This window comes from Citrobacter sp. FP75 (assembly GCF_018342065.1).
GTDB lineage: Bacteria > Pseudomonadota > Gammaproteobacteria > Enterobacterales > Enterobacteriaceae > Citrobacter.
On the sequence record NZ_JAFDOE010000001.1, the window covers coordinates 1 to 21,268 of the forward strand.

At 57.0% G+C, this 21,268-nt stretch carries 21 protein-coding genes; 11 read left to right on the plus strand and 10 right to left on the minus strand.

Annotated features, from left to right (window positions below):
• Positions 1-93: 93 nt before the first annotated feature.
• A complete protein-coding gene (locus JQ822_RS00005) occupies positions 94-1,185 on the minus strand; it encodes a LacI family DNA-binding transcriptional regulator (protein ID WP_213132940.1) in 1,092 nt (363 codons plus the stop codon).
• 154 nt (positions 1,186-1,339) lie between these two features.
• On the opposite strand from JQ822_RS00005, the gene JQ822_RS00010 reads away from it, so the two are divergent.
• Complete coding sequence (locus tag JQ822_RS00010; protein WP_213131754.1) at positions 1,340-1,948, plus strand: class I SAM-dependent DNA methyltransferase; 609 nt, start codon at positions 1,340-1,342, stop codon at positions 1,946-1,948.
• On the opposite strand, the gene JQ822_RS00015 is transcribed toward JQ822_RS00010, so the two are convergent.
• Together JQ822_RS00015 and JQ822_RS00020 are read right to left on the minus strand one after the other, a co-directional pair.
• Positions 1,945-2,895 (minus strand): GlxA family transcriptional regulator, encoded by a 951-nt coding sequence (locus JQ822_RS00015; protein ID WP_213131755.1) that lies wholly within the window; start codon positions 2,893-2,895, stop codon positions 1,945-1,947. The genes JQ822_RS00010 and JQ822_RS00015 overlap by 4 nt on opposite strands.
• Positions 2,896-2,913: 18 nt before the next feature.
• Positions 2,914-3,690, minus strand: a complete 777-nt coding sequence (locus JQ822_RS00020) for an MBL fold metallo-hydrolase (RefSeq protein ID WP_213131756.1) — start codon at positions 3,688-3,690, stop codon at positions 2,914-2,916.
• Positions 3,691-4,100: 410 nt separating this feature from the next.
• Here JQ822_RS00020 and JQ822_RS00025 point away from each other — a divergent pair, with 410 nt between their 5' ends.
• Both JQ822_RS00025 and JQ822_RS00030 read left to right on the plus strand, forming a co-directional pair.
• Positions 4,101-4,346 (plus strand): YmjA family protein, encoded by a 246-nt coding sequence (locus tag JQ822_RS00025; RefSeq protein WP_213131757.1) that lies wholly within the window; start codon positions 4,101-4,103, stop codon positions 4,344-4,346.
• A gap of 86 nt (positions 4,347-4,432) precedes the next feature.
• Positions 4,433-4,909, plus strand: coding sequence for a cold-shock protein (locus JQ822_RS00030; protein WP_213131758.1), 477 nt, complete (start codon positions 4,433-4,435; stop codon positions 4,907-4,909).
• 89 nt (positions 4,910-4,998) lie between these two features.
• On the opposite strand, the gene JQ822_RS00035 is transcribed toward JQ822_RS00030, so the two are convergent.
• From JQ822_RS00035 to JQ822_RS00045, 3 genes are all read right to left on the minus strand, one after another.
• Positions 4,999-5,394, minus strand: a complete 396-nt coding sequence (locus JQ822_RS00035) for a VOC family protein (protein WP_213131759.1) — start codon at positions 5,392-5,394, stop codon at positions 4,999-5,001.
• A 25-nt stretch (positions 5,395-5,419) separates the two neighbouring features.
• On the minus strand, positions 5,420-5,716 hold the full coding sequence (locus JQ822_RS00040) for a putative quinol monooxygenase (RefSeq protein WP_213131760.1): 297 nt from the start codon (positions 5,714-5,716) through the stop codon (positions 5,420-5,422).
• Between the two features lie 135 nt (positions 5,717-5,851).
• Positions 5,852-6,664 carry a DNA-binding transcriptional regulator gene (locus JQ822_RS00045; protein ID WP_213132941.1) on the minus strand — a complete coding sequence of 271 codons (813 nt, stop codon included), beginning with the start codon at positions 6,662-6,664 and terminating at the stop codon, positions 5,852-5,854.
• 189 nt (positions 6,665-6,853) lie between these two features.
• Between JQ822_RS00045 and JQ822_RS00050 the strand changes: the two genes are divergently transcribed.
• From JQ822_RS00050 to mmuM, 8 genes are all read left to right on the plus strand, one after another.
• Positions 6,854-8,518: a bifunctional 3-(3-hydroxy-phenyl)propionate/3-hydroxycinnamic acid hydroxylase gene (locus tag JQ822_RS00050; protein WP_213131761.1), complete on the plus strand. Its 1,665-nt coding sequence runs from the start codon at positions 6,854-6,856 to the stop codon at positions 8,516-8,518.
• A gap of 1 nt (position 8,519) precedes the next feature.
• On the plus strand, positions 8,520-9,464 hold the full coding sequence (gene mhpB / locus JQ822_RS00055; RefSeq protein WP_213131762.1) for a 2,3-dihydroxyphenylpropionate/2,3-dihydroxicinnamic acid 1,2-dioxygenase: 945 nt from the start codon (positions 8,520-8,522) through the stop codon (positions 9,462-9,464).
• Between the two features lie 28 nt (positions 9,465-9,492).
• Positions 9,493-10,359 (plus strand): 2-hydroxy-6-oxonona-2,4-dienedioate hydrolase, encoded by an 867-nt coding sequence (gene mhpC / locus JQ822_RS00060; RefSeq protein WP_213131763.1) that lies wholly within the window; start codon positions 9,493-9,495, stop codon positions 10,357-10,359.
• Positions 10,360-10,368: 9 nt separating this feature from the next.
• On the plus strand, positions 10,369-11,178 hold the full coding sequence (gene mhpD / locus JQ822_RS00065; RefSeq protein ID WP_213131764.1) for a 2-keto-4-pentenoate hydratase: 810 nt from the start codon (positions 10,369-10,371) through the stop codon (positions 11,176-11,178).
• Positions 11,175-12,125, plus strand: a complete 951-nt coding sequence (gene mhpF, locus JQ822_RS00070; protein ID WP_213131765.1) for an acetaldehyde dehydrogenase — start codon at positions 11,175-11,177, stop codon at positions 12,123-12,125. The genes mhpD and mhpF overlap by 4 nt, the downstream gene beginning before the upstream one ends.
• Entirely contained in the window at positions 12,122-13,135 is a 1,014-nt protein-coding gene (gene mhpE, locus JQ822_RS00075) for a 4-hydroxy-2-oxovalerate aldolase (RefSeq protein WP_213131766.1), read from the plus strand. The genes mhpF and mhpE overlap by 4 nt, the downstream gene beginning before the upstream one ends.
• Positions 13,136-13,204: 69 nt before the next feature.
• Positions 13,205-14,416 carry a 3-(3-hydroxy-phenyl)propionate transporter MhpT gene (gene mhpT, locus JQ822_RS00080; protein WP_213131767.1) on the plus strand — a complete coding sequence of 404 codons (1,212 nt, stop codon included), beginning with the start codon at positions 13,205-13,207 and terminating at the stop codon, positions 14,414-14,416.
• A gap of 293 nt (positions 14,417-14,709) precedes the next feature.
• On the plus strand, positions 14,710-15,642 hold the full coding sequence (gene mmuM / locus JQ822_RS00085) for a homocysteine S-methyltransferase (protein ID WP_213131768.1): 933 nt from the start codon (positions 14,710-14,712) through the stop codon (positions 15,640-15,642).
• 59 nt (positions 15,643-15,701) lie between these two features.
• Here the strand turns inward: mmuM and fbpC are convergent, their stop codons facing one another.
• The 4 genes from fbpC to uhpC form a co-directional block, all read right to left on the minus strand.
• Positions 15,702-16,748 carry a ferric ABC transporter ATP-binding protein gene (fbpC, locus tag JQ822_RS00090; RefSeq protein WP_213131769.1) on the minus strand — a complete coding sequence of 349 codons (1,047 nt, stop codon included), beginning with the start codon at positions 16,746-16,748 and terminating at the stop codon, positions 15,702-15,704.
• A gap of 11 nt (positions 16,749-16,759) precedes the next feature.
• On the minus strand, positions 16,760-18,838 hold the full coding sequence (locus JQ822_RS00095) for an ABC transporter permease (RefSeq protein ID WP_213131770.1): 2,079 nt from the start codon (positions 18,836-18,838) through the stop codon (positions 16,760-16,762).
• Positions 18,839-18,907: 69 nt separating this feature from the next.
• Positions 18,908-19,939: an ABC transporter substrate-binding protein gene (locus JQ822_RS00100; protein WP_213131771.1), complete on the minus strand. Its 1,032-nt coding sequence runs from the start codon at positions 19,937-19,939 to the stop codon at positions 18,908-18,910.
• Positions 19,936-21,255, minus strand: a complete 1,320-nt coding sequence (gene uhpC / locus JQ822_RS00105) for an MFS transporter family glucose-6-phosphate receptor UhpC (protein ID WP_342344232.1) — start codon at positions 21,253-21,255, stop codon at positions 19,936-19,938. Before uhpC ends, JQ822_RS00100 begins: the two co-directional genes overlap by 4 nt.
• Positions 21,256-21,268 lie beyond the last annotated feature (13 nt).

Here is a 21,268-nt window from a genome sequence, read left to right on the forward strand (position 1 = left end):
GCTCACAATTCCAATCAAAATACGAATAAGCGATCCCTGCTGTAAAGGACAGGGCGTTCAATGAGTGAACTGACTCACACAATTGTTATGCGTTCACATTTTAGGTGTGAGTTGCGAAACTTGCCGCGCTAACTGGATGAGTGAATCGGCCAGCGCCTGAGGGGAGGTGGTTTGCGTATCGGGAGGCAGAACCGTTTTGCGCTTAACCAGGGTTACGGGCAGCAGTTGATTACCCACGGTTGATTCGCCATGGGGAAGTTGTAGCAGTCTGTCGACGCTGGTTTCACCCAGTAATGGAAAATCCTGCCTGATGGTGGTCAGCGGTGGGATATAGCAGGCGCTGTCTTCGGTGTCATCGTAGCCAATCACTGAGATATCAGCCGCTACCCGCAGACCAAACTCGCTAATTGCCCGCATTGCGCCCAGCGCCATTTGATCGTTGGCAACCAGCATGGCGGTGGGGATATTGCCGTTGTTGAGCATCTGCATGGTCTGGTTAAAGCCGGACATCGCGCTCCAGTCGCCTTCCAGCTCCGCGGCGGGTTGCAGCTGGTAGTGCGCCAGATACTTATGCCAGCCCGCATGCCGTAACCTTGCCGATACCGAAGTGCGCGGCCCACTCAGCAGGGCAATGTGCTGATGCCCGTGCTGTACCAGATGTTCAACGCCGAGGCGCGCCCCGTCGTCATGGGAGAAAATCACGCTGTTAATCGGCGTCTGGTCAGAGACATCGAGAAACAACACCGGCACTGTGCCGCAGGCGGCAGCCACGGCAATGGCGTCTTCTTCATCCAGCGGATAGTTGATGATAAGCCCGGTTACGCGTTGAGAAAGCAGGTTGTGGACCGCGGCTTTACACGCCTCAACGCCGCTGCGCTCGACCATGGCGATCACCACGCTGGCACCGGACTGGTCGGCGCGGGATTTAATGGCGGCAACGATTTGCGAGGGGGCATGCAGGGCAAGATTAGAGGTGGCCACACCAATCAGTGGCGTTTGCTTTCCGGCCAGCTGCTGCGCGACGCGGTTAGGAATGTAATTGAGCTCCGCCATCGCGGCCTCGACTTTCTGTCGAGTTTTTGCGGAAACGTGGCTGGCCTGATTCACGACGCGCGAGACGGTCTGGTAAGAGACTCCTGCATAGTCTGCTACATCGTACAGCGTTACCGGTTTCACGTTTATCACCCCTGTCATGTCGTTATCTGCGCGCTATGATGCCACAGTGGGGCAGTTTTGGGGTATTTGCGCATTGGTTCTGCGAGGCGCATTCCAGGGTTGCGGATCGTGTGCTGGAGGATTTATCGTCGTTAAACTTATCAGAATAAAAAGTGAGGACATCGTGAGCGACTCTGCGGCAAACAACATTCTGTCTATCTACCGACGTCATGCAGATGCCTTTGCCAGCCAGCGCTCACGCGCCTTGTTTGAGAAAAGCTGGCTGGACAAGTTCATCACCGTGATGGGCGGGCAGGGTAGCATTGTGGATATTGGCTGCGGCAACGGTCAGCCGATTGCCGGTTATTTTATCCAGCAAGGTTTTCAGCTTACAGGAGTTGATGGTTCCCCGGAAATGCTGGCGCGCGCCCGACAATCTTTTCCCGCACAGCGCTGGCTGGAGCAGGATATGCGCGAGCTGGCGCTCAATGAAACCTTTGACGGTCTGATTGCCTGGGACAGCTTTTTTCATTTAACCCGGCAGGACCAGCAAAAGATGTTCCCGATATTTGACCGGCTCAGCCACCCCGGCAGCGCGTTGATGTTTACCAGCGGTACGGACAACGGTATCGCGATGGGGCAATTTGAAGGCGAGCCGCTGTTTCACGCCAGCCTCGCGCCGGATGAATACCGCGCATTGCTGTCAGCGCACGGTTTTGAGATGGTTGATATGATGATGGAAGACCCGAACTGCGCAGGGCATACCATCTGGCTGGCGAAAAAAAGCGGCTAAACGCCACGAAAGGTTTTGCGCCATTCCGCCGGACTGACGCCAAAGTGGGATTTAAAATGCTGACGCCAGGTGACGGGCGACTGAAAACCGACCTGCTCAGCGATGCGCTCAACGGGCAGTGAGCTGGACTCCAGTAACGTCTGGCTACGGCGCAGGCGCTCGGTAATCAACCATTCCGCGATGCTCGACCCGGTGGCCTTCATAAAATGGCGGGTGAGGGTGCGACGACTCATCATCACCCGCTGCGCCAGAACGTCGAGATTTTGCGGCTCGTGGAGATGCTGGCGTAAGTAGTCGAGCAGGGCGTTGATGCGCCTATCCTGAGTATTTTTCGCTACCGGTTGTTCGATAAACTGCGCCTGACCGCCCTCACGGTGCGGCGGCACAATCATCCGTCGGGCAATCTGATTAGCCACCGTGCTGCCAAAACGCTGGCGGATAACGTACAGACAGCAATCCAGCGCGGCGGCGGTGCCTGCCGAGGTAATAATGCCGTCATCATCCACATACAGGGCATTGATATCCAGATGCGCCGCGGGAAAGCGGGCCTGAAAGTCCTGCTCAAACTCCCAGTGCGTGGCCGCCCGTTTGCCATCCAGCAGACCGGCATAGCCGAGGACAAACGCGCCCAGACACAGCCCGACAATCTGCGCGTCGTTTTGCCGTGCGCGATTGAGCGCATCAAGCAGGCTTTGCGGCGGGCGATGCGCCGTGGTGCCCCAGTAGGGGATCACCACGATATCGGCGGCTTCCACTGCCTCAAAACCATGAACCGCGTTAATGGAAAAGCCATCCTGAGAGGAGACGATGCCGGGCCGTTCGGCGCACAGTTGCACCTCAAAGCGTTTTTTCGCCGCCACTTTGTCACTGAAAATGATGCACGGCACCGAGAAGTGAAACGGGCTGAAATCTTCCACGGCAACAATGGCAACGGTAAGCGGCTGCATACGATTCCTCTACGGGCATTAAAATGTCAGGGTTTCGCCATCTTCCGGCACGTTAACGAATGGCGCAATCTGGTTGTCGCGGGCGTACTCTTTCAGGGCCGCGCGGGTCAGCAGGCAGTGGTTAATCGCCTCCATATGAATCGCGATAATCTGCGCTTCGGGCAGCGTGAAGTGGGTTTTCAGCACATCTTCCGCACCCATAATGATGGGGCCAAAACCGATGACGTGAGCAAAGCCTGCGTTCAGAATAACCACGTCTGGCTGGAAGGTCTGCATGTTGGCTTCCACTTCGTCGCGCCAGATTGTGTCGCCGACCAGATACAGCGTTTTTTCCGCCGGATGCTGGAAGATAACCCCGCAGGCATCGCCTAAACGCTCCGCCATTTGTGGGATGGCGTAAGCGCGATCGGAGCCGTGCTGGCCTCCGGTTTTACACAGGGTGATGTCGCCGAGCGTGGTGCTGTGCGTCAGGATGGTCAGTTGCGTGAACCCCTGACCCCGTAACACCTGTGCATCCTGCTCATTTTGCACATAGATCGGTTTGTTTTTCGGCACAACGCGAGCCGCAGTTTCATCCCAGTGGTCTTCATGCAGATGGGTGACGATCAGCGCATCGACGTTGAGCAGCGTGTCGATATCGACAGGTAATTCCACGGTCGGGTTGCGGATCTCGGCGCGCGCCGTTCCGGCAAAACCCGGATAAGCACCTTTCTCCGCCAGCATTGGATCGATCAGAAAAGTTTTGCCGCCAAAGGCGATGCGCTGCGTAGCATTACGAATTTGCGTGATGTACATGGTGCTTGCTCCACGTGTTGGGTCAGTGGTGGTATCGTAGAGTGTTGTTCAGAAGATGAATGTGGGCAAATGGGCGACTAACGATGGGATCGGGCCAACCGCATTCAGGCCTACAGGGAGCGTTATTTATTGCGTTTAATCACTGACTCATCCACGAAATTAAATAACGTCTACCTTCACATTTTTTCTGCATTATTTAACCTGTGGCTATTATATCGTGCTGAATAAAAATACAGTCATTTAAATAACAGAAGATTTATTAAATGCGAAGCGGCTCCAGAAAATATTGTTGATATATGCAACGCATTACAGCCAATAAAACAGTTCGCGAACCATGAAATAAGAATGCTATCATTCACACCAGACGCGGCAGGCAACTGCTGGCATACGCATTCACCCCGGAGCACCTGATGAACAACGACATTCCGCTAAAATATTATGATATCGCCGACGAGTACGCGACCGAGGCCGCAAAGCCGGTGAGCGATGCTGAACGCGACGCGCTGGCGCACTACTTCCAGCAGTTGATCACCCGTTTGATGAACAACGAAGAGATCGGCGAAGACGCGCAGCAAGAGATGGCAACCGTGGCCGGCGTCGACGCACAGCGTATCGATGATATCGCGGAGTTCCTCAATCGCTGGGGTAACGAGTAGCCAAAGACATGGCCTGTGTTTTACACTGCGCGCAAATTGAGTAGATATACTCTACGAGTATTAGGTTTAATCAGGCGGAAACAGCAATGAACGGAACAATCACAACGTGGTTTAAAGATAAAGGCTTTGGATTTATCAAAGATGAAAACGGCGATAACCGCTATTTTCATGTGATTAAGGTTGCTAATCCTGAGCTGATCAAGAAAGACGCGGCGGTGACTTTTGAGCCCACCACCAACAACAAAGGCCTGTCTGCCTACGCGGTAAAAGTCATACCAGACAGCAAATACATCTATATCGCGGGCGAGCGCCTGAAGCTCACGGCGATCAAGTCCTATCTGGTTTACAGCGAAGAAGTACCGGTTGAAACCCGCATTGATAAAGAAAATGCGGTGCTGTCCGTGGGCGCGCTGATGAACAGCATCAAGCCGAAATCAGATGTGAAGCCTGGCGAAATGCGCTCGCTGAAAAAGCTGGCTATCACCACCTTCCAGGGCACGACGCTGATCTTCTCGGAAGATGAGATCGACATCGACGAGACGGTGAAACTGCTTAAGGTCTGAAGCCCTTCAGACTGAATAAAAACCGAAGCTCAACTCCTTTTCAGGAGCGGGGTTTCGGTTTTTTTGTGTCAAAAAACTAACGCCAGGATTTAAGCCTTCTGCAATAAATCCCATCGATTGCCATAGAGATCCTCAAAGACCACCACGGTACCATACTCTTCTTCTCTGGGAGCTTCGCAGAACTGAACACCGGCTGACTTCATTTTATTGTAATCGCGCCAGAAATCATCGGTTTGCAGAAACAGGAAGACCCGTCCGCCACATTGGTTACCGATGAACGCTTCCTGAGTCTCATTAGCGGCTCTGGAGAGTAACAAATGACAGTCACTGTCCGGGTTCGGTGATACCACAACCCAACGTTTTCCTGGTTGTGGAGTATCTTCAACCAGGGTAAAACCGAGCTTGTTGGTGTAATAATCAATAGCCCTGTCGTAATCATCGACAACAATCGAAATAAATCCCAGGCATTTTTTATGCGTTTTCAAGATGTTTCCCTGTATAAAGTTAATATTAGCGAGGGTTCACTACGTTATCCATAAGTATGTAACGTGCCTCTTTGCGCGTGTATTGATCGATTAACGGCACAAGTCGGCGGAAATGCTCACTGGCACAATGTTCATCTAGCGCCGCGTGGTCTGGCCATTCTTCTATAAAAATAAAATGGCCCGGATCTTTTTCATCAATATAGAGGTCATAAGCAAGACAGAGTGGCTCCTTTTTCGTTGCCGATATTAGCTCACGATACAAAGGGAGAACGGTTTCAATACACTCAGGTTTGATAAAATCTTCAGCAATGACCTTTAACATGCCGCCTCCTGGCAAATAAACAATGCACACTATGTAATGAAGATATCATTTGGGCAAGACGCCACAATGCTATATCGGCAGATTAGTGAGCCGTTCCTGATATCAATCAGATGATCCGCATAACTGTGATCCACTTCACCTCCCGGCAACCAATATCTCCTGCGACGCGACGCCGTCCTCAATTTGTTTTGCCACCTTTTGTAAGGCTGGAAGATGCTTTTCCGCGGCCTGTTCGATGGACATTGCGCTGGCCATATACACCAGGTTCAAGCAGCCGATCACCCGCTGCTCGCTGCGGATGGGAACGGCGATGGAGGCGATTTTCTCCTCCTGATCCCAGCCGCGATAGTTCTGGCCAAAGCCGTCTTTACGCGCACGGTCCAGTATGGCGTCGAGCTTTAAGGGTTCGCGCGCCAGTTGGAACGCTTCTCCCGGTCTTGAGGCCAGCATTTCAATCAGTTCCTGACGCTCATTCTCTGGGCAAAACGCCAGCCAGGTCAGGCCGGAGGCGGTTTTTAATAGCGGCAAACGACGCCCGACCATCGCCCGGTGAAACGACAGGCGGCTGAAGCGGTGGGTGGTTTCACGCACCACCATGGCGTCCACATCCAGCGTGGAAACGTCGGTCGGCCAGATGACCTCGCGTAGCAGATCCCCCAACAGCGGGGCGGCGAGCGCAGAAATCCACTGCTCGTCACGAAATCCCTCGCTGAGCTGGCGGACTTTAATGGTTAAGCGAAAGCTGTCATCGGACAGGCTGCGCCGGACGTAACCCTCATCCTGCAACGTTTCCAGCAGTCGCCTGACCGTGGTGCGGTGCAGGCCGCTCAGCTCTGCCAGCAGGCCAACGCTGGCTCCGCCGTCTAGCCGATTTAACATATTTAATAACATTAACCCGCGCGTTAATCCGCGCACGGTTTTGTATTCGGTACCGTCGTCATTTTTCATATTCATTGACAAATCTACAGATAAAACAACGTTGTGCACTTAGTGCACGCCCAGGCATGTTTTGATTGTAGCGCAAAAACGCGCACCTATACTGACCGCACAATAAAAATATTCACATCTTTTTAACAAAACAAAATGCGCCTCGCCAGGGTCTGTCATTGCGTTTTGTCTGAGTAGTGAGGTTCTGAAATGACAACGATAAACCCGGATATCCAACCCGCTGTGCAGCACACCGCGCAGGTAGCGATTGCCGGTGCCGGTCCGGTAGGGCTGATGATGGCGAACTATCTTGGCCAGATGGGCATTGAGGTACTGGTGGTGGAAAAGCTCGATACGCTGATCGACTATCCCCGCGCCATCGGTATTGACGATGAAGCGCTGCGTACCATGCAGTCCGTCGGTTTGGTCGAGAATGTGCTGCCGCACACCACGCCGTGGCACGCGATGCGCTTTCTCACCCCGAAAGGTCGCTGCTTTGCCGATATCCAGCCGATGACCGATGAATTTGGCTGGTCGCGCCGCAACGCGTTTATTCAGCCGCAGGTGGATGCGGTGATGCTGGAAGGGCTGTCGCGTTTTCCCAACGTGCGCTGCCTGTTCTCACGTGAACTGGAGGCGTTCAGTCAGAAGGATGGCGAAGTGACGCTGAATCTGAAAGCGCCGGACGGTCAGCGTGAAACGGTGAAAGCTCAGTGGCTGGTGGCCTGCGACGGCGGTGGTAGCAACGTCAGGCGTTCGCTGAATGTGCCGTTCGAAGGCAAAACCGCGCCGAATCAGTGGATTGTGGTGGATATCGCCAACGATCCGCTCAGCACGCCGCATGTGTATCTGTGCTGCGATCCGGTGCGTCCGTATGTCTCCGCCGCGCTGCCGCATGCGGTGCGCCGGTTTGAATTTATGGTGATGCCGGGAGAAACCGAAGCGCAGCTCAGCGAGCCACAAAATATGCGCCAGTTGCTGAGCAAAGTGCTGCCGAACCCGGACAACGTCGAGCTGATCCGCCAGCGCGTGTATACCCATAACGCTCGTCTGGCCGAACGTTTTCGCATTGACCGCGTGCTGTTGGCTGGCGACGCGGCGCACATTATGCCGGTCTGGCAGGGGCAGGGGTACAACAGCGGCATGCGCGATGCCTTCAACCTGGCGTGGAAACTGGCGCTGGTGATAAAGGGTAAAGCCTGTGACGCGCTGCTGGATACCTACCAGCAGGAACGCCGCGACCACGCCAAAGCGATGATCGATCTCTCCGTGACCGCAGGCAACGTACTTGCGCCGCCGAAGCGCTGGCACGGCGCGGTGCGCGACGGGGTTTCCTGGCTGCTGAACTATATTCCGCCGGTCAAACGCTACTTCCTTGAAATGCGCTTTAAGCCGATGCCGCAGTACCACGCCGGGGCGCTGGTGCGTGAAGGCGACGCGAAAAGCTCACCGGTCGGCAAGATGTTTATCCAGCCGAAAGTGACGCTGGAAACGGGCGACGTGACGCTGCTCGACAACGTCATCGGACCGAATTTTGCGGTGATCGGCTGGGGCTGTAATCCTCTGTGGGGCATGAGCGAGACGCAAATCCAGCAGTGGCGTGCGCTTGGCACGCGGTTTATCCAGGTGGTACCGGACACGCAAATAAGCACCGATCAGGATAACCACGACGGCGTGACCCGCATCGGCGATACGCAAAACCGTCTGCGCGCGTGGTTTGCCCAACACAACGCTTCGCTGGTGGTGATGCGTCCGGACCGCTTTGTGGCCGCCATCGCCATTCCGCAAACTCTGGGCAGCACCCTGAATAAACTGGCGTCGGTGATGACGCTCACCCGCGCAAATGCCGATATTCCCGTTGAAAAGGTCGCCTGATATGCACGCTTATCTTCACTGTCTTTCTCACTCGCCGCTGGTGGGATACGTCGACCCGGCGCAGGCCGTACTCGATGAGGTTAACGGTGTGATCGCCAGCGCCCGCGCGCGTATTGCGGCGTTCGACCCTGAACTGGTGGTGCTGTTTGCCCCCGATCACTACAACGGTTTTTTCTACGACGTGATGCCGCCGTTCTGTTTAGGCGTGGGGGCCACGGCGATCGGTGATTTCGGCAGCGCGGCGGGGGAACTGCCGGTGCCGACAGATCTCGCTGAAGCTTGCGCCCACGCGGTAATGAAAAGCGGCATCGATCTGGCTGTCTCTTACAACATGCAGGTCGATCACGGCTTCGCGCAGCCGCTGGAGTTTTTGCTTGGTGGTCTGGATAAGGTGCCGGTGTTGCCGGTGTTTATCAACGGTGTCGCCACGCCGCTGCCGGGCTTTCAGCGTACCCGCATGCTCGGCGACGCGATTGGCCGTTTCGCCAGCTCGCTAAATAAGCGCGTGCTGTTTATTGGTTCCGGCGGGCTGTCGCATCAGCCGCCGGTCCCGGAGCTGTCGAAGGCCGATGCTCACATGCGCGATCGCCTGCTCGGCAGCGGCAAACAGCTACCCGAAAACGAGCGTGAACTGCGCCAGCAGCGGGTGATCAGCGCCGCCGAGAAGTTTGTGGCCGATCAAAACACGCTGCATCCGCTTAACCCTGTCTGGGATAACCGCTTTATGACTCTGCTTGAGCAGGGGCGTTTGCAGGAGTTGGATGAGGTCAGTAACGAAGAGCTGTCCGCGATGGCGGGCAAATCAACGCACGAAGTGAAAACCTGGGTCGCCGCCTTTGCCGCCATTTCTGCCTTTGGTAGCTGGCGTAGCGAAGGCCGTTATTACCGCCCGATCCCGGAGTGGATAGCCGGATTCGGCTCCCTGAGCGCCGCCACACAGAACTGAAACAGAACTGAATATGCAGGAGAACATCATGACTTACCAACCGCAAACCGAAGCCGCCACCAGCCGTTTTCTGGAGGTGCAGGAAGCAGGCGAAACCCTGCGCGTACATTTCAATGACTGTGGGCAGGGCGATGAGACCGTCGTGCTGCTTCATGGCTCCGGTCCGGGCGCGACCGGCTGGGCGAACTTCAGCCGCAATATCGATCCGCTGGTGCAGGCCGGATACCGGGTGATCCTGCTGGATTGCCCTGGCTGGGGCAAAAGCGATGGGATCGTTAACCGCGGTTCGCGATCCGATCTCAATGCCCGCATTCTGAAAAGCGTGGTCGATCAGTTGGATATTCAGAAAATCCACCTGCTGGGCAATTCGATGGGGGGGCACAGTTCCGTGGCGTTCACCCTGAGCTGGCCGGAACGTGTGGGTAAGCTGGTGCTGATGGGCGGCGGGACGGGCGGTATGAGCCTATTTACGCCGATGCCGACCGAAGGCATCAAGCGGCTGAATCAGCTGTATCGCGAGCCGACCATCGAGAACCTGAAGCTGATGATGGAGATCTTTGTCTTCGACACCCGCGATCTGACAGAAGCACTGTTTGAAGCGCGCCTGAATAACATGCTGTCGCGCCGCGATCATCTGGAAAACTTTGTCCAGAGCCTGGAAGCCAACCCGAAACAGTTCCCGGACTTCGGCCCGCGCCTGGGGGAAATCAAAGCCCAGACCCTGATTGTCTGGGGACGCAACGACCGCTTCGTACCGATGGACGCCGGTCTGCGCCTGCTCTCCGGAATTGCCGGTTCTGAGCTGCACATTTATCGCGACTGCGGACACTGGGCGCAGTGGGAACATGCGGATGCCTTTAACCAGCTGGTGCTGAATTTCCTCGCACGCCCTTAAGGAGCGGACATGACCAATCTTAATCTTGAGCAGATAGCCGCCGACTTACGACAGGCTGAGGAAAAAGGGGAAGCTATCGCCCCGCTGCGTGAACTGATCGGCGTGGACAACGCCGAAGCGGCCTACGCCATTCAGCGTATTAACGTGCACTACGACGTTGCGCAGGGCCGACGTGTGGTCGGGCGCAAAGTGGGTCTCACGCACCCGAAAGTGCAGCAGCAACTGGGCGTCGATCAGCCGGATTTCGGCACGCTGTTTGCCGACATGTGCTACGGCGATAACGACACCATTGCGTTTGAGCGCGTGCTGCAACCGCGTATTGAAGCGGAAATCGCGCTGGTGCTGAACCGTGACCTGCCCAATGCCGACACCACTTTTGACGAGCTGTATAACGCCATCGAGTGGGTGCTGCCCGCGCTGGAAGTGGTCGGCAGCCGTATCCGTGACTGGTCAATCAAGTTTGTTGATACCGTGGCGGATAACGCCTCCTGCGGCGTGTATGTGGTCGGCGGCCCGGCACAGCGTCCGGCAGGGTTAGATTTGAAAAACTGCGCGATGAAAATGACGCGCAATAACGAAGAGGTTTCCAGCGGGTGCGGCAGCGAATGTCTGGGACATCCGATCAACGCCGCCGTCTGGCTGGCGCGCAAAATGGCCAGCCTTGGCGAGCCGCTGCGCGCCGGAGACATTATTCTCACTGGGGCGTTAGGCCCGATGGTAGCGGTGAATGCGGGCGATCGTTTCGAGGCCCATATTGAGGGTATTGGTTCAGTTGCCGCCACGTTCTCTGCGGCGGTTACAAAAGGAAGTCAGTCATGAGTAAGCGTAAAGTCGCCATTATCGGTTCCGGCAACATCGGCACTGATTTGATGATTAAAATTCTGCGTCACGGCGTGCATCTGGAAATGGCGGTGATGGTCGGTATCGACCCGCAATCCGACGGCCTGGCGCGCGCCAGTCGCATGGGCGTCGCCACTACCCATGAAGGGGTGAAAGGTCTTATCGCCATGCCGGAGTTTGCCGACATCGACATCGTGTTTGACGCCACCAGCGCAGGTGCGCACGTGAAAAACGACGCCGCGCTGCGCGCCGTTAAACCGGGGATCCGCCTGATTGACCTGACGCCCGCGGCAATTGGCCCGTACTGCGTCCCGGTGGTAAATCTTGAGGCTAACGTCGATCGGCAGAACGTCAATATGGTGACCTGCGGTGGGCAGGCGACCATTCCGATGGTGGCGGCGGTCTCTCGCGTGGCAAAAGTCCATTACGCGGAGATTATCGCTTCGATCGCCAGTAAATCTGCGGGACCGGGCACGCGTGCCAATATCGATGAGTTTACTGAAACTACCTCGAAAGCCATTGAAGTGGTCGGCGGCGCGGCAAAAGGTAAAGCCATTATCGTCCTTAACCCAGCCGAACCGCCGCTGATGATGCGCGACACGGTGTATGTGCTGAGCGAAGCGGCCTCCCTGGTGGAAATCGAGGCGTCAATCAACGAGATGGCGGCGGCGGTACAGGCGTACGTACCGGGCTATCGCCTGAAACAGCGCGTGCAGTTTGAAGTCATCCCGCAGGATAAACCGGTCAATTTGCCGGGCATTGGCCAGTTTTCCGGGCTGAAAACCGCCGTCTATCTGGAAGTGGAAGGCGCGGCGCACTATCTGCCAGCCTACGCGGGCAACCTCGACATTATGACCTCCAGCGCGCTGGCGACCGCAGAGAAGATGGCGCAGTCACTGGCACGCAAGGCAGGAGAAGCAGCATGAACGGTAAAAAACTCTATATCTCTGACGTGACCCTGCGCGACGGTATGCACGCCATTCGTCACCAGTATTCGCTGGAAAACGTGCGCCAGATAGCTAAAGCGCTGGACGGTGCGCGGGTGGATTCCATTGAAGTGGCGCACGGCGACGGTCTACAGGGTTCCAGTTTTAACTATGGCTTTGGTGCACACAGCGACCTGGAGTGGATTGAAGCGGCGGCGGACGTGGTGAAACACGCAAAGATCGCCACGCTGCTGTTGCCGGGTATCGGCACTATTCACGACCTGAAAAATGCGTATCAGGCCGGGGCGCGCGTGGTGCGTGTGGCGACCCACTGCACCGAAGCGGACGTGTCGGCCCAGCATATTCAGTATGCGCGCGAGTTAGGTATGGACACCGTCGGCTTTCTGATGATGAGCCATATGACCACGCCGGAGAACCTCGCACAGCAGGCGAAACTGATGGAAAACTATGGCGCGACCTGTATTTATGTGGTCGATTCAGGCGGGGCGATGAACATGTCCGATATCCGTGACCGCTTCCGCGCCCTGAAAGCGGTGCTGAAGCCGGAGACGGAAACCGGGATGCACGCCCACCACAACCTGAGCCTCGGCGTGGCGAACTCCCTTGCTGCGGTAGAAGAGGGTTGTGACCGCATCGATGCCAGCCTGGCCGGTATGGGCGCAGGCGCGGGTAATGCGCCGCTGGAGGTGTTTATCGCCGCGGCGGATAAGCTTGGCTGGCAGCATGGCACCGATCTGTATGCGCTGATGGATGCCGCCGACGATCTGGTGCGTCCGTTACAGGACCGCCCGGTGCGGGTGGACCGCGAAACGTTGGCACTGGGCTATGCCGGGGTATATTCGAGCTTCCTGCGCCACTGTGAAGTGGCGGCGGCGCGTTATGGCCTGAGCGCGGTAGATATTCTGGTTGAACTGGGCAAACGCCGGATGGTGGGCGGCCAGGAAGATATGATCGTCGACGTGGCGCTGGATCTGCGCAACAGCAAATAAAAAATGATTATGCGGCTGGCAACGTATCAGCCGCGATTCACCTGCATCGTGACCTCAGAGGTACATCTTATGACTACCCGTACCCCCTCATCCACCCGCCTGACGTTGACCGTCGGGCTGTGTTTTTTAGTCGCCCTGATGGAAGGGCTGGATTTACAGGCCGCCGGTATCGCTGCCGTCGGTATCGCCCACGCGTTTGCACTGGATAAAATGCAGATGGGCTGGATCTTCAGCGCGGGCATTCTTGGGCTGCTGCCCGGCGCGCTGGTGGGCGGAATGTTGGCCGATCGCTATGGCCGCAAGCGCATTCTTATTGCCTCGGTGGCGCTGTTCGGCCTGTTCTCGCTGGTCACGGCGCTTTCCTGGGATTTCTCATCGCTGGTATTTGCCCGCCTGATGACCGGCGTCGGGCTGGGCGCGGCGTTGCCGAACCTGATTGCGCTGACTTCCGAGGCGGCGGGGCCACGTTTTCGCGGTACGGCGGTGAGCCTGATGTACTGCGGCGTGCCGATTGGCGCGGCGTTAGCGGCGGCGCTCGGGTTTAGCGGTCTGGCCTCCGCCTGGCAAACCGTGTTCTGGGTCGGCGGGGTGATCCCACTGCTGTTAGTGCCGTTGCTGATGCGCTGGCTGCCGGAATCGCAGGTGTATGCCCAGCAAACGCAGGTCGCCGCCGCGCCGTTGCGCGCCCTGTTTGCGCCTGCCACCGCGACAGCCACGCTGCTGCTGTGGCTGTGCTATTTCTTCACCCTGCTGGTGGTGTATATGTTGATCAACTGGCTGCCGATGCTGTTGGTGGAGCAGGGTTTTCAGCCCTCGCAGGCGGCGGGCGTGATGTTTGCCCTGCAAATCGGCGCGGCCAGCGGGACGTTGATCCTCGGAGCGTTGATGGACAAACTGCGCCCGGTGGTGATGTCGTTGTTGATCTACACCGGAATGCTGGCGTCATTGTTGGCGTTGGGGACGGTATCTTCATTGAGCGGTATGCTGATGGCCGGATTTGTGGCGGGGATGTTTGCCACCGGCGGGCAAAGCGTGCTGTATGCGCTGGCGCCGCTGTTTTACAGCACGCAGATCCGCGCGACAGGTGTGGGCACTGCCGTCGCGGTGGGGCGTTTAGGCGCGATGAGCGGCCCGCTGCTGGCGGGGAAAATGTTAGCGCTCGGCACCGGAACGGTAGGGGTGATGGCGGCTTCTGCGCCGGGCATTTTATTGGCAGGCCTGGCGGTGTTTATTTTGATGAGCCGAAAATCGCAGATCCAGGTTCAGGCCAGCGGCTCCTGACCGCGTGCTCATCCAGACGTATGAGAGGCGACACGCGGTTCCCACTTCCGGGTGAACGCCATCGGCTGACTTCGTTGCCAGAGTTGACATAAACCCTGGCAACGGAGGCGTTATGAGCTGGCGACCCTTTTTGTATCTGATCATTACTCCTTACCCAATGTTAAGCGCCCGACGCGGACATCTGCGCCTGGTGCAGGGCTGAGGCATATCCATAATTGTGGGCGCGCGCGGCTCCCCGTCTGTACGGCTGTGTTATGGTGGCAGTTTACATCTGTGAAAACAGGAGCCAGAACATGTCGCAGAATAATCCGTTAAGCGCCATCCTCGATCAACAGGATTTCCTGCTGCTGGATGGTGCGATGGCGACGGAGCTGGAAGCGCGTGGCCGTAACTTAGCTGATAGCCTGTGGTCAGCTAAAGTGCTGGTCGAAAACCCGGAGCTTATCCGCGAAGTCCATCTTGATTACTTCCGGGCGGGAGCGCAATGTGCGATCACCGCCAGCTATCAGGCGACACCGGCGGGTTTTGTCGCGCGCGGTCTGGATGAAGCGCAGTCGAAAGCGCTGATTGGCAAAAGCGTGGAGCTGGCGCGCAAAGCGCGTGAAGCGTATCTGGCAGAGAGCCCGCAGGCGGGCACGCTGCTGGTGGCAGGGTCCGTCGGGCCTTACGGCGCGTATCTGGCGGATGGTTCTGAATACCGTGGTGATTACCAACGTAGCGCTGAAGAGTTTCAGGCGTTTCACCGCCCGCGCGTGGAAGCGTTGCTGGATGCAGGGGCCGATCTGTTAGCCTGTGAAACCCTGCCGAATTTTGCCGAGATTAGCGCGCTGGCTGAGCTGCTGACCGCCTATCCGCGCGCCCGCGCGTGGTTTTCGTTTACCCTGCGTGACAGCGAACACCTGAGCGATGGCACGCCGCTGCGTGACGTAGTCGCGCTGCTGGCGCGTTATCCGCAGGTGGTGGCGATTGGCATCAACTGTATTGCGCTGGAAAACACGACCGCCGCGTTGCAGCATTTACACGGCTTAACGGCGCTGCCGCTGGTGGTGTATCCGAACTCGGGCGAACACTACGATGCCGGGAGCAAAACCTGGCATCATCACGGCGAGACCTGCGCTACGCTGGCGGATTATTTACCGCAGTGGCGGGCCGCTGGAGCACGGCTGATTGGCGGGTGCTGTCGCACCACGCCTGCGGATATTGCCGCGCTAAAAGTTCTGCGCTGATGTTTATTGCCGGATGCGGCTAACGCCTTATCCGGCCTGGAAAACCCTCGCCAATCCCGTTATGCCGCGTCTGCCAGGACAAACATGCCGTACGGGTGGATTTCGAGGTAATACTGCTCGCCGACGTCCGGCTGCAGACGCGTGGCGTTGACCTGCAATAAAATCTCCTGTCCGTGCCACTCCACCGTGACCTCATACTGCGGCCCCATATACGCCACGTGGCGGATTACGCAGCGCTGGCTCTCTTCGCCGCGATCGCTGAGCGTGATCGCTTCCGGGCGCACGCCGACCATGCCTTCGCCTTGCGTGCCAAAGTGCGGCGGGCGCGGCAGATGATAGCCGTAGATATCAACGTATCTGTCGCTGAAGGTGGCCGGGAACAGGTTGGCATCGCCCATAAAGCTCGCCATAAAGCGCGAAGCGGGCTGGCGATACAGATCCTGCGGCGAGCCGATCTGCATGATGTGTCCTTTGTTCATCACCAGCACGGTATCGGATACCGCAAAGGCTTCGCTCTGATCGTGGGTCACGTACAGCGAGGTGATATCAAACTGCTTTTGCAACTCACGGATCTTGTCGCGCATGCTGCGCCTGAGGTTGGCGTCGAGGTTGCTCAGCGGTTCATCAAACAGCAGCACTTTCGGTTTGAGGATCAGCGCACGGGCCAGCGCCACGCGCTGCTGCTGCCCGCCGGAGATCTGATCGACATAGCGGTCTTCAAAGCCTTCCAGATCCACCATCGCCAGCGCTTCTTTTACGCGCGTTTTCAGCTCACTACGCGACACGCCGAGCATCTTCAGGCCGTAACCGACGTTTTCGCCCAGCGACATATGCGGGAACAGGGCATACGATTGAAACACCATGCAGATATCGCGCTGCTGAATTGAGCGATGGGTGACGTCTTCGCCATCAATATAAATTTGTCCTTCGCTCGGTTTTTCCAGCCCGGCGACCAGACGCAAAATGGTGGTTTTGCCGCAGCCGGATGGGCCGAGCAGCGTCACCATTTGCCCCTGTGGAATGGTGAGATTGATATTGTCGATAACCGTGTTGCTGCCAAAACGTTTGGTGACGTTGCGCAGTTCAACGAAATTTTTCTGAGTCATAATGCGCTCCATTACGCCGGGTTTTTGGCTTTTGAACGGGAGGTTCGTGATTCACCGATCAGCCAGTCAAAGATGAAAATAATCGCCAGCATCACCACGATCAGAATCGACCCGTAGGCAATCGCCACGCCGTATTCGCCGTCTTCCACACGGTTCAGAATGTAGGCGGTCGCCACGCGGGTGTCTGGCGTGACGAGGAACACAATGGCGCTGACGGTGGTAATGGCGCGTACAAAGCTGTAGATCAGCGCCGAGAGGATTGCCGGGCGCAGCAGCGGCAGCAGGATGTGCGTAATGGTACGCAGGGAACCGGCGCGCAGGCTGAGCGAGGCTTCATCCAGCGATTTATCGATCTGACCGAGCCCTGCGATCCCCGCGCGAATGCCCACCGGGACGTTACGCATCACCATTGAGATAATCACGATGGCGGCGGTTCCGGTGAGGTACACCGGGGCGCTGTTAAAGGCGAGAATATAGGAGACACCCGCCACGGTGCCGGGGACGGCAAAGCACAGCATGGTGGTGAATTCGATGGTCTTTTTGCCTTTAAACTGCTGGCGCACCACGACCCAGGCGATCAGCAGGCCGAAGATAGCGGTGATCGGTGCGGCGATACCGGCGTAGAGCAGGGTGTCGAGTAGTGAAGGCCATGCGCCGTCGCTCATCCCCTGACCAAACAGTTTGGTAAAGTTGGCCAGCGTCAGGGTGTAGTCCACGCCCCAGTTAACGGTGAAACTGCCGTAGAAAATGCTGCCGTACAGCAGGGCGTTAAAGGCAATCCACACCGCCAGCAGCGCGACCACGCTCCACACCAGCGTCACCGGCAGCGGCTGCACGTCACCACGGTAGGATTTACCGGAAACGGTGACATAGGAGCGTTTACCAATCCACATGTACTGCACGCAGAACACCAGCAGGGAGAACAGCAACAGGAACGCGCCCAGCGTACTGGCGGCCTGGTAGTCGAGCTGTGAACCGGTGATGTAGAAGTAGATTTGCGTCGCCAGCACGTCGAAGTTTCCGCCGAGCACCAGCGGGTTACTAAAGTCAGCCAGCGATTGCACAACTACGATCAGGAAAGCGTTAGCCAGCGCCGGTTTCAGCAACGGGACAAACACGCCGTTAAAGGTCTGCCAGCGGCTGGCGCGCAGGGTATATGACGCTTCTTCCAGCGACGGATGAATGGTCTTAATAGCCCCGTCCAGGATCATAAACGCCATCGGGGTGAAGGCCAGCACCTGTGCCAGCCAGATGCCGGTAAACCCGTACAGCCAGTTGGTGTTGGTTAAACCAAACCACTCGACCATTAATTCGGTGATATAGCCGGAGCGACCCATCATTAAGGTGACGCCAAGGCCGACGACAAACGGTGGGGTGACGATCGGCAGTATTGAGAAAATTCGGCCAATGATGGCGCTACGTCTGGCGATACGGGTGGTGTAAATTGCCAGCACCAGGCCGAAGAAGGTACAGCCGACGCCGACCGCAATTGACAGCATAATCGAGTTGAGGATCACCTGAATGATATGCGCCTGCGACAGCACATTCATAAACGCCAGCGGGGCAAATTCTCCGGCGTCGTTGGTGAACATCGGAATGAAAATAGCGATACTCGGCCAGACGATAAAAATACCGATCAGCGCGACAATCGCGGTGAGCGAGCCGATGACGAAACGGTCGCCGCCCAGCCATTCCAGGCGGGTGAGCGCCAGGGTCATTATCGCGCCAAGTGCGACAAACAGTACGATGGTGGCATAGCCTAAGCCGCGCCCTTCAATTGTGGCGCTGGCGACGATGAACGCCATACAGAAAAACGCCCAGCCCGCGTCGAGATAATGGCGGCTGCGCTGTTCGCGTTTAGCTTCATGGAAGGGGCGAACCAGCAGCAGGCTCGGCAGCAGATACCACAGCCAGCTGATATTGAAATGTGACCAGCTGTAGGCGGCGAGTATTTCGTCGCGCGTGGACTCCAGCAGCCCGTAGTCCAGGCTCCAGCTTGGCAGTAAGGCAAACGCCAGCCAGCCGAACAAAACCCAAAGGAATATCGCATCCCGTTTTTTCACAGGATGGAGTGCAAGTGTGTGTGACATAGCGGTTCCGGTATTCCAGGCCGGGTGCGGTAATTATGCCACACCCGGCAAATGATCGCCGATGTAGGCTTATTTACCCATCTTCACTTCGCTGACCCATTTGTTGATCAAGGCCTTACGCACGTCTGTCGAGCCGTACTTATCCATGTCGTAATTGATAAGCTTCAGGTCGTCGAGCTTCAGCGAGTTGGGGGAAGTCTCTGCGGTGGTATTGGTCAGGATCTGATAGGACTTGCCTTTCTTCCACGCCAGTTCCTGGGCGTCTTTTGATAACACCCAGTCAACGAACAGTTTGGCGTTATCGAGGTTACGCGCGCCTTTCAGGATGCTAACGCCGCCGATTTCATAGCCGGTGCCTTCGCAAGGGGAGATAAGCTCCAGCGGCGCGCCCTGTTCCTTTTCCAGCGAGTAGTCGTGCAGGAAGCCAATACCGATAGCCGTTTCGCCACGGGCGGCGTTACGCGCCGGGGCAATGCCGGATTTGGTGTACTGAGAGACGTTAGCGTTGAGCTGTTTCAGGTAGTCAAAGGCCTGATCTTCCCCCCATAGCTGGGCGAAGGTCGCAAGCGCAGTGTAGGCAGTGCCTGAACTCTGCGGGTCAGCAATCTGGATTTCGCCTTTGTATTCCGGTTTGGTCAGATCTTTCCAGCATTTTGGTATCGGTAGATTTTTCTCTTTCAGGCGCTGGGTATTGACGCCAAAGCCCAGAATACCAACGTAAACCGCCGAGGAGAGGTTGCCTTTCACTTTGGCCGGATCGCGGAAGTTCTCCATAATCTGCGTGAGGTTCGGCGATTTATACGGTTGCAGCAGACCCATTTCACCGGCCTGAGACTGCGGGTCCAGCGTTCCGCCGTACCAGACATCCGCCTGCGGGTTTTTCTTCTCGGCATCCACTTTCGCCAGCGTACTGCCCGAGCCGTTGCGAATGAATGAGGTCTTCACATCATATTTTTCGCCGAAGGCTTTGGTTTCGGTTTCGCACATCTCGTTGGTGGCGCTGCAGTAGACCACCAGACGACCTTCTGCCTGTGCAACGCTGCTTAACGCCGCCAGAGCAAGGCCGGAGGCAATCAGGGTAGAGGTAAGCGTCAGTTTCATTGTTTTATCCTTTGACTGAGAGAAGGGGTAATGCCTGCAATAAGCAGCGGCATCAGCAATAAACCCATAAAGACAGCGGCAACCGAGAGCAAACTGAACATTCCCGACCAGCCGTAGTGTTCTATGACCAGCGACAGCGGCCAACCCGCCAGCGCGGCCCCCAGGTAGGCGAACAACCCGAGAAAACCGGTGATCGAACCTGCCGCCGCCTTGTGCCCGCATTCGACGGCGGCCAGGCCAATCAACATCTGCGGGCCAAACACAAAAAAGCCCACGGTAAAGAAACAGGCTGCCAGCAGCGCGTAGTGGTGCACTGGCGCCAGCCACAACGCAGCGACGGAGACCATCAACCCGAGCGTGAACAGCAAAATCATCGGTGCACGCTGGCCGCTAAACAGCAGATCCGAACCCCATCCGGCAAACAGCGCGCCGAGCAAGCCGCCGACTTCAAACAGCATCACCGTGGCATTGGCGCTGAGCAGATTGACCCCGTGGCTTTCCGTCAACCAGATGTTGCCCCAGTCGTTGAGCGCAATGCGGATCAAATAGACCAGTACATACGACACACCGAGCAGCCAGATCATCGGGTTCTTCAGCATGGTGGTGCGTAACATTTGCCACAGTCCCATCGGCGGGCTTTGCTGCTCCTGACGCAGCTCCAGCGGATCCTGCCGCCATTCTCCAACCGTCGGTAATCCCTCTTCCCGGGGCGTGCCTTTCAGTTGCAGGGTGAGCCAGATGCCTAACGCCATGCTGATTACCCCCGGTGTCAGCATCGCCGCCTGCCAGCCCCACCAGTGGGCGGCAAAGGCGCTAATCAATGGGATAATTGCCCCACCGATGTTGATCGACATGTTCCAGCAGCCCCACCAGAAGCCGCGCTCATTGCGCGAGTACCAGTGGGTCAGCAGTCGAGCGCAGGGCGGCCAGCCCCAGCCCTGAAAAAATCCGTTTAGCGTCCACACCGCCAGCAGCAGCGGTAGGGATTCACCAAAGGCGAACACCACGTTTAAGACGCCGGTAGCAAACAGGCCGATACCCATAAATGCCCGCTGCCCGTGGCTGTCGTGCCACAGTCCGGCGGTGAACTTCGACAGGCCATAGGTCAGATAAAACAGCGATCCCAGCAGGCCGATATCACTTTTATCCAGACCCAGATCCGTTTGCAGCGCCGGCAGCACGTAGTTCACGCTTTTGCGCGTCAGATAAAACGCCGCGTAGCCAATCACCATGCACAACAGCAGGCGTGGACGTAGCGTCCGGTAGCGTTGGTCTGTTTCGCGTGTATGCATGGCCGTCTCCGTTTTGCTGACTATAGGAAAGTGAAAT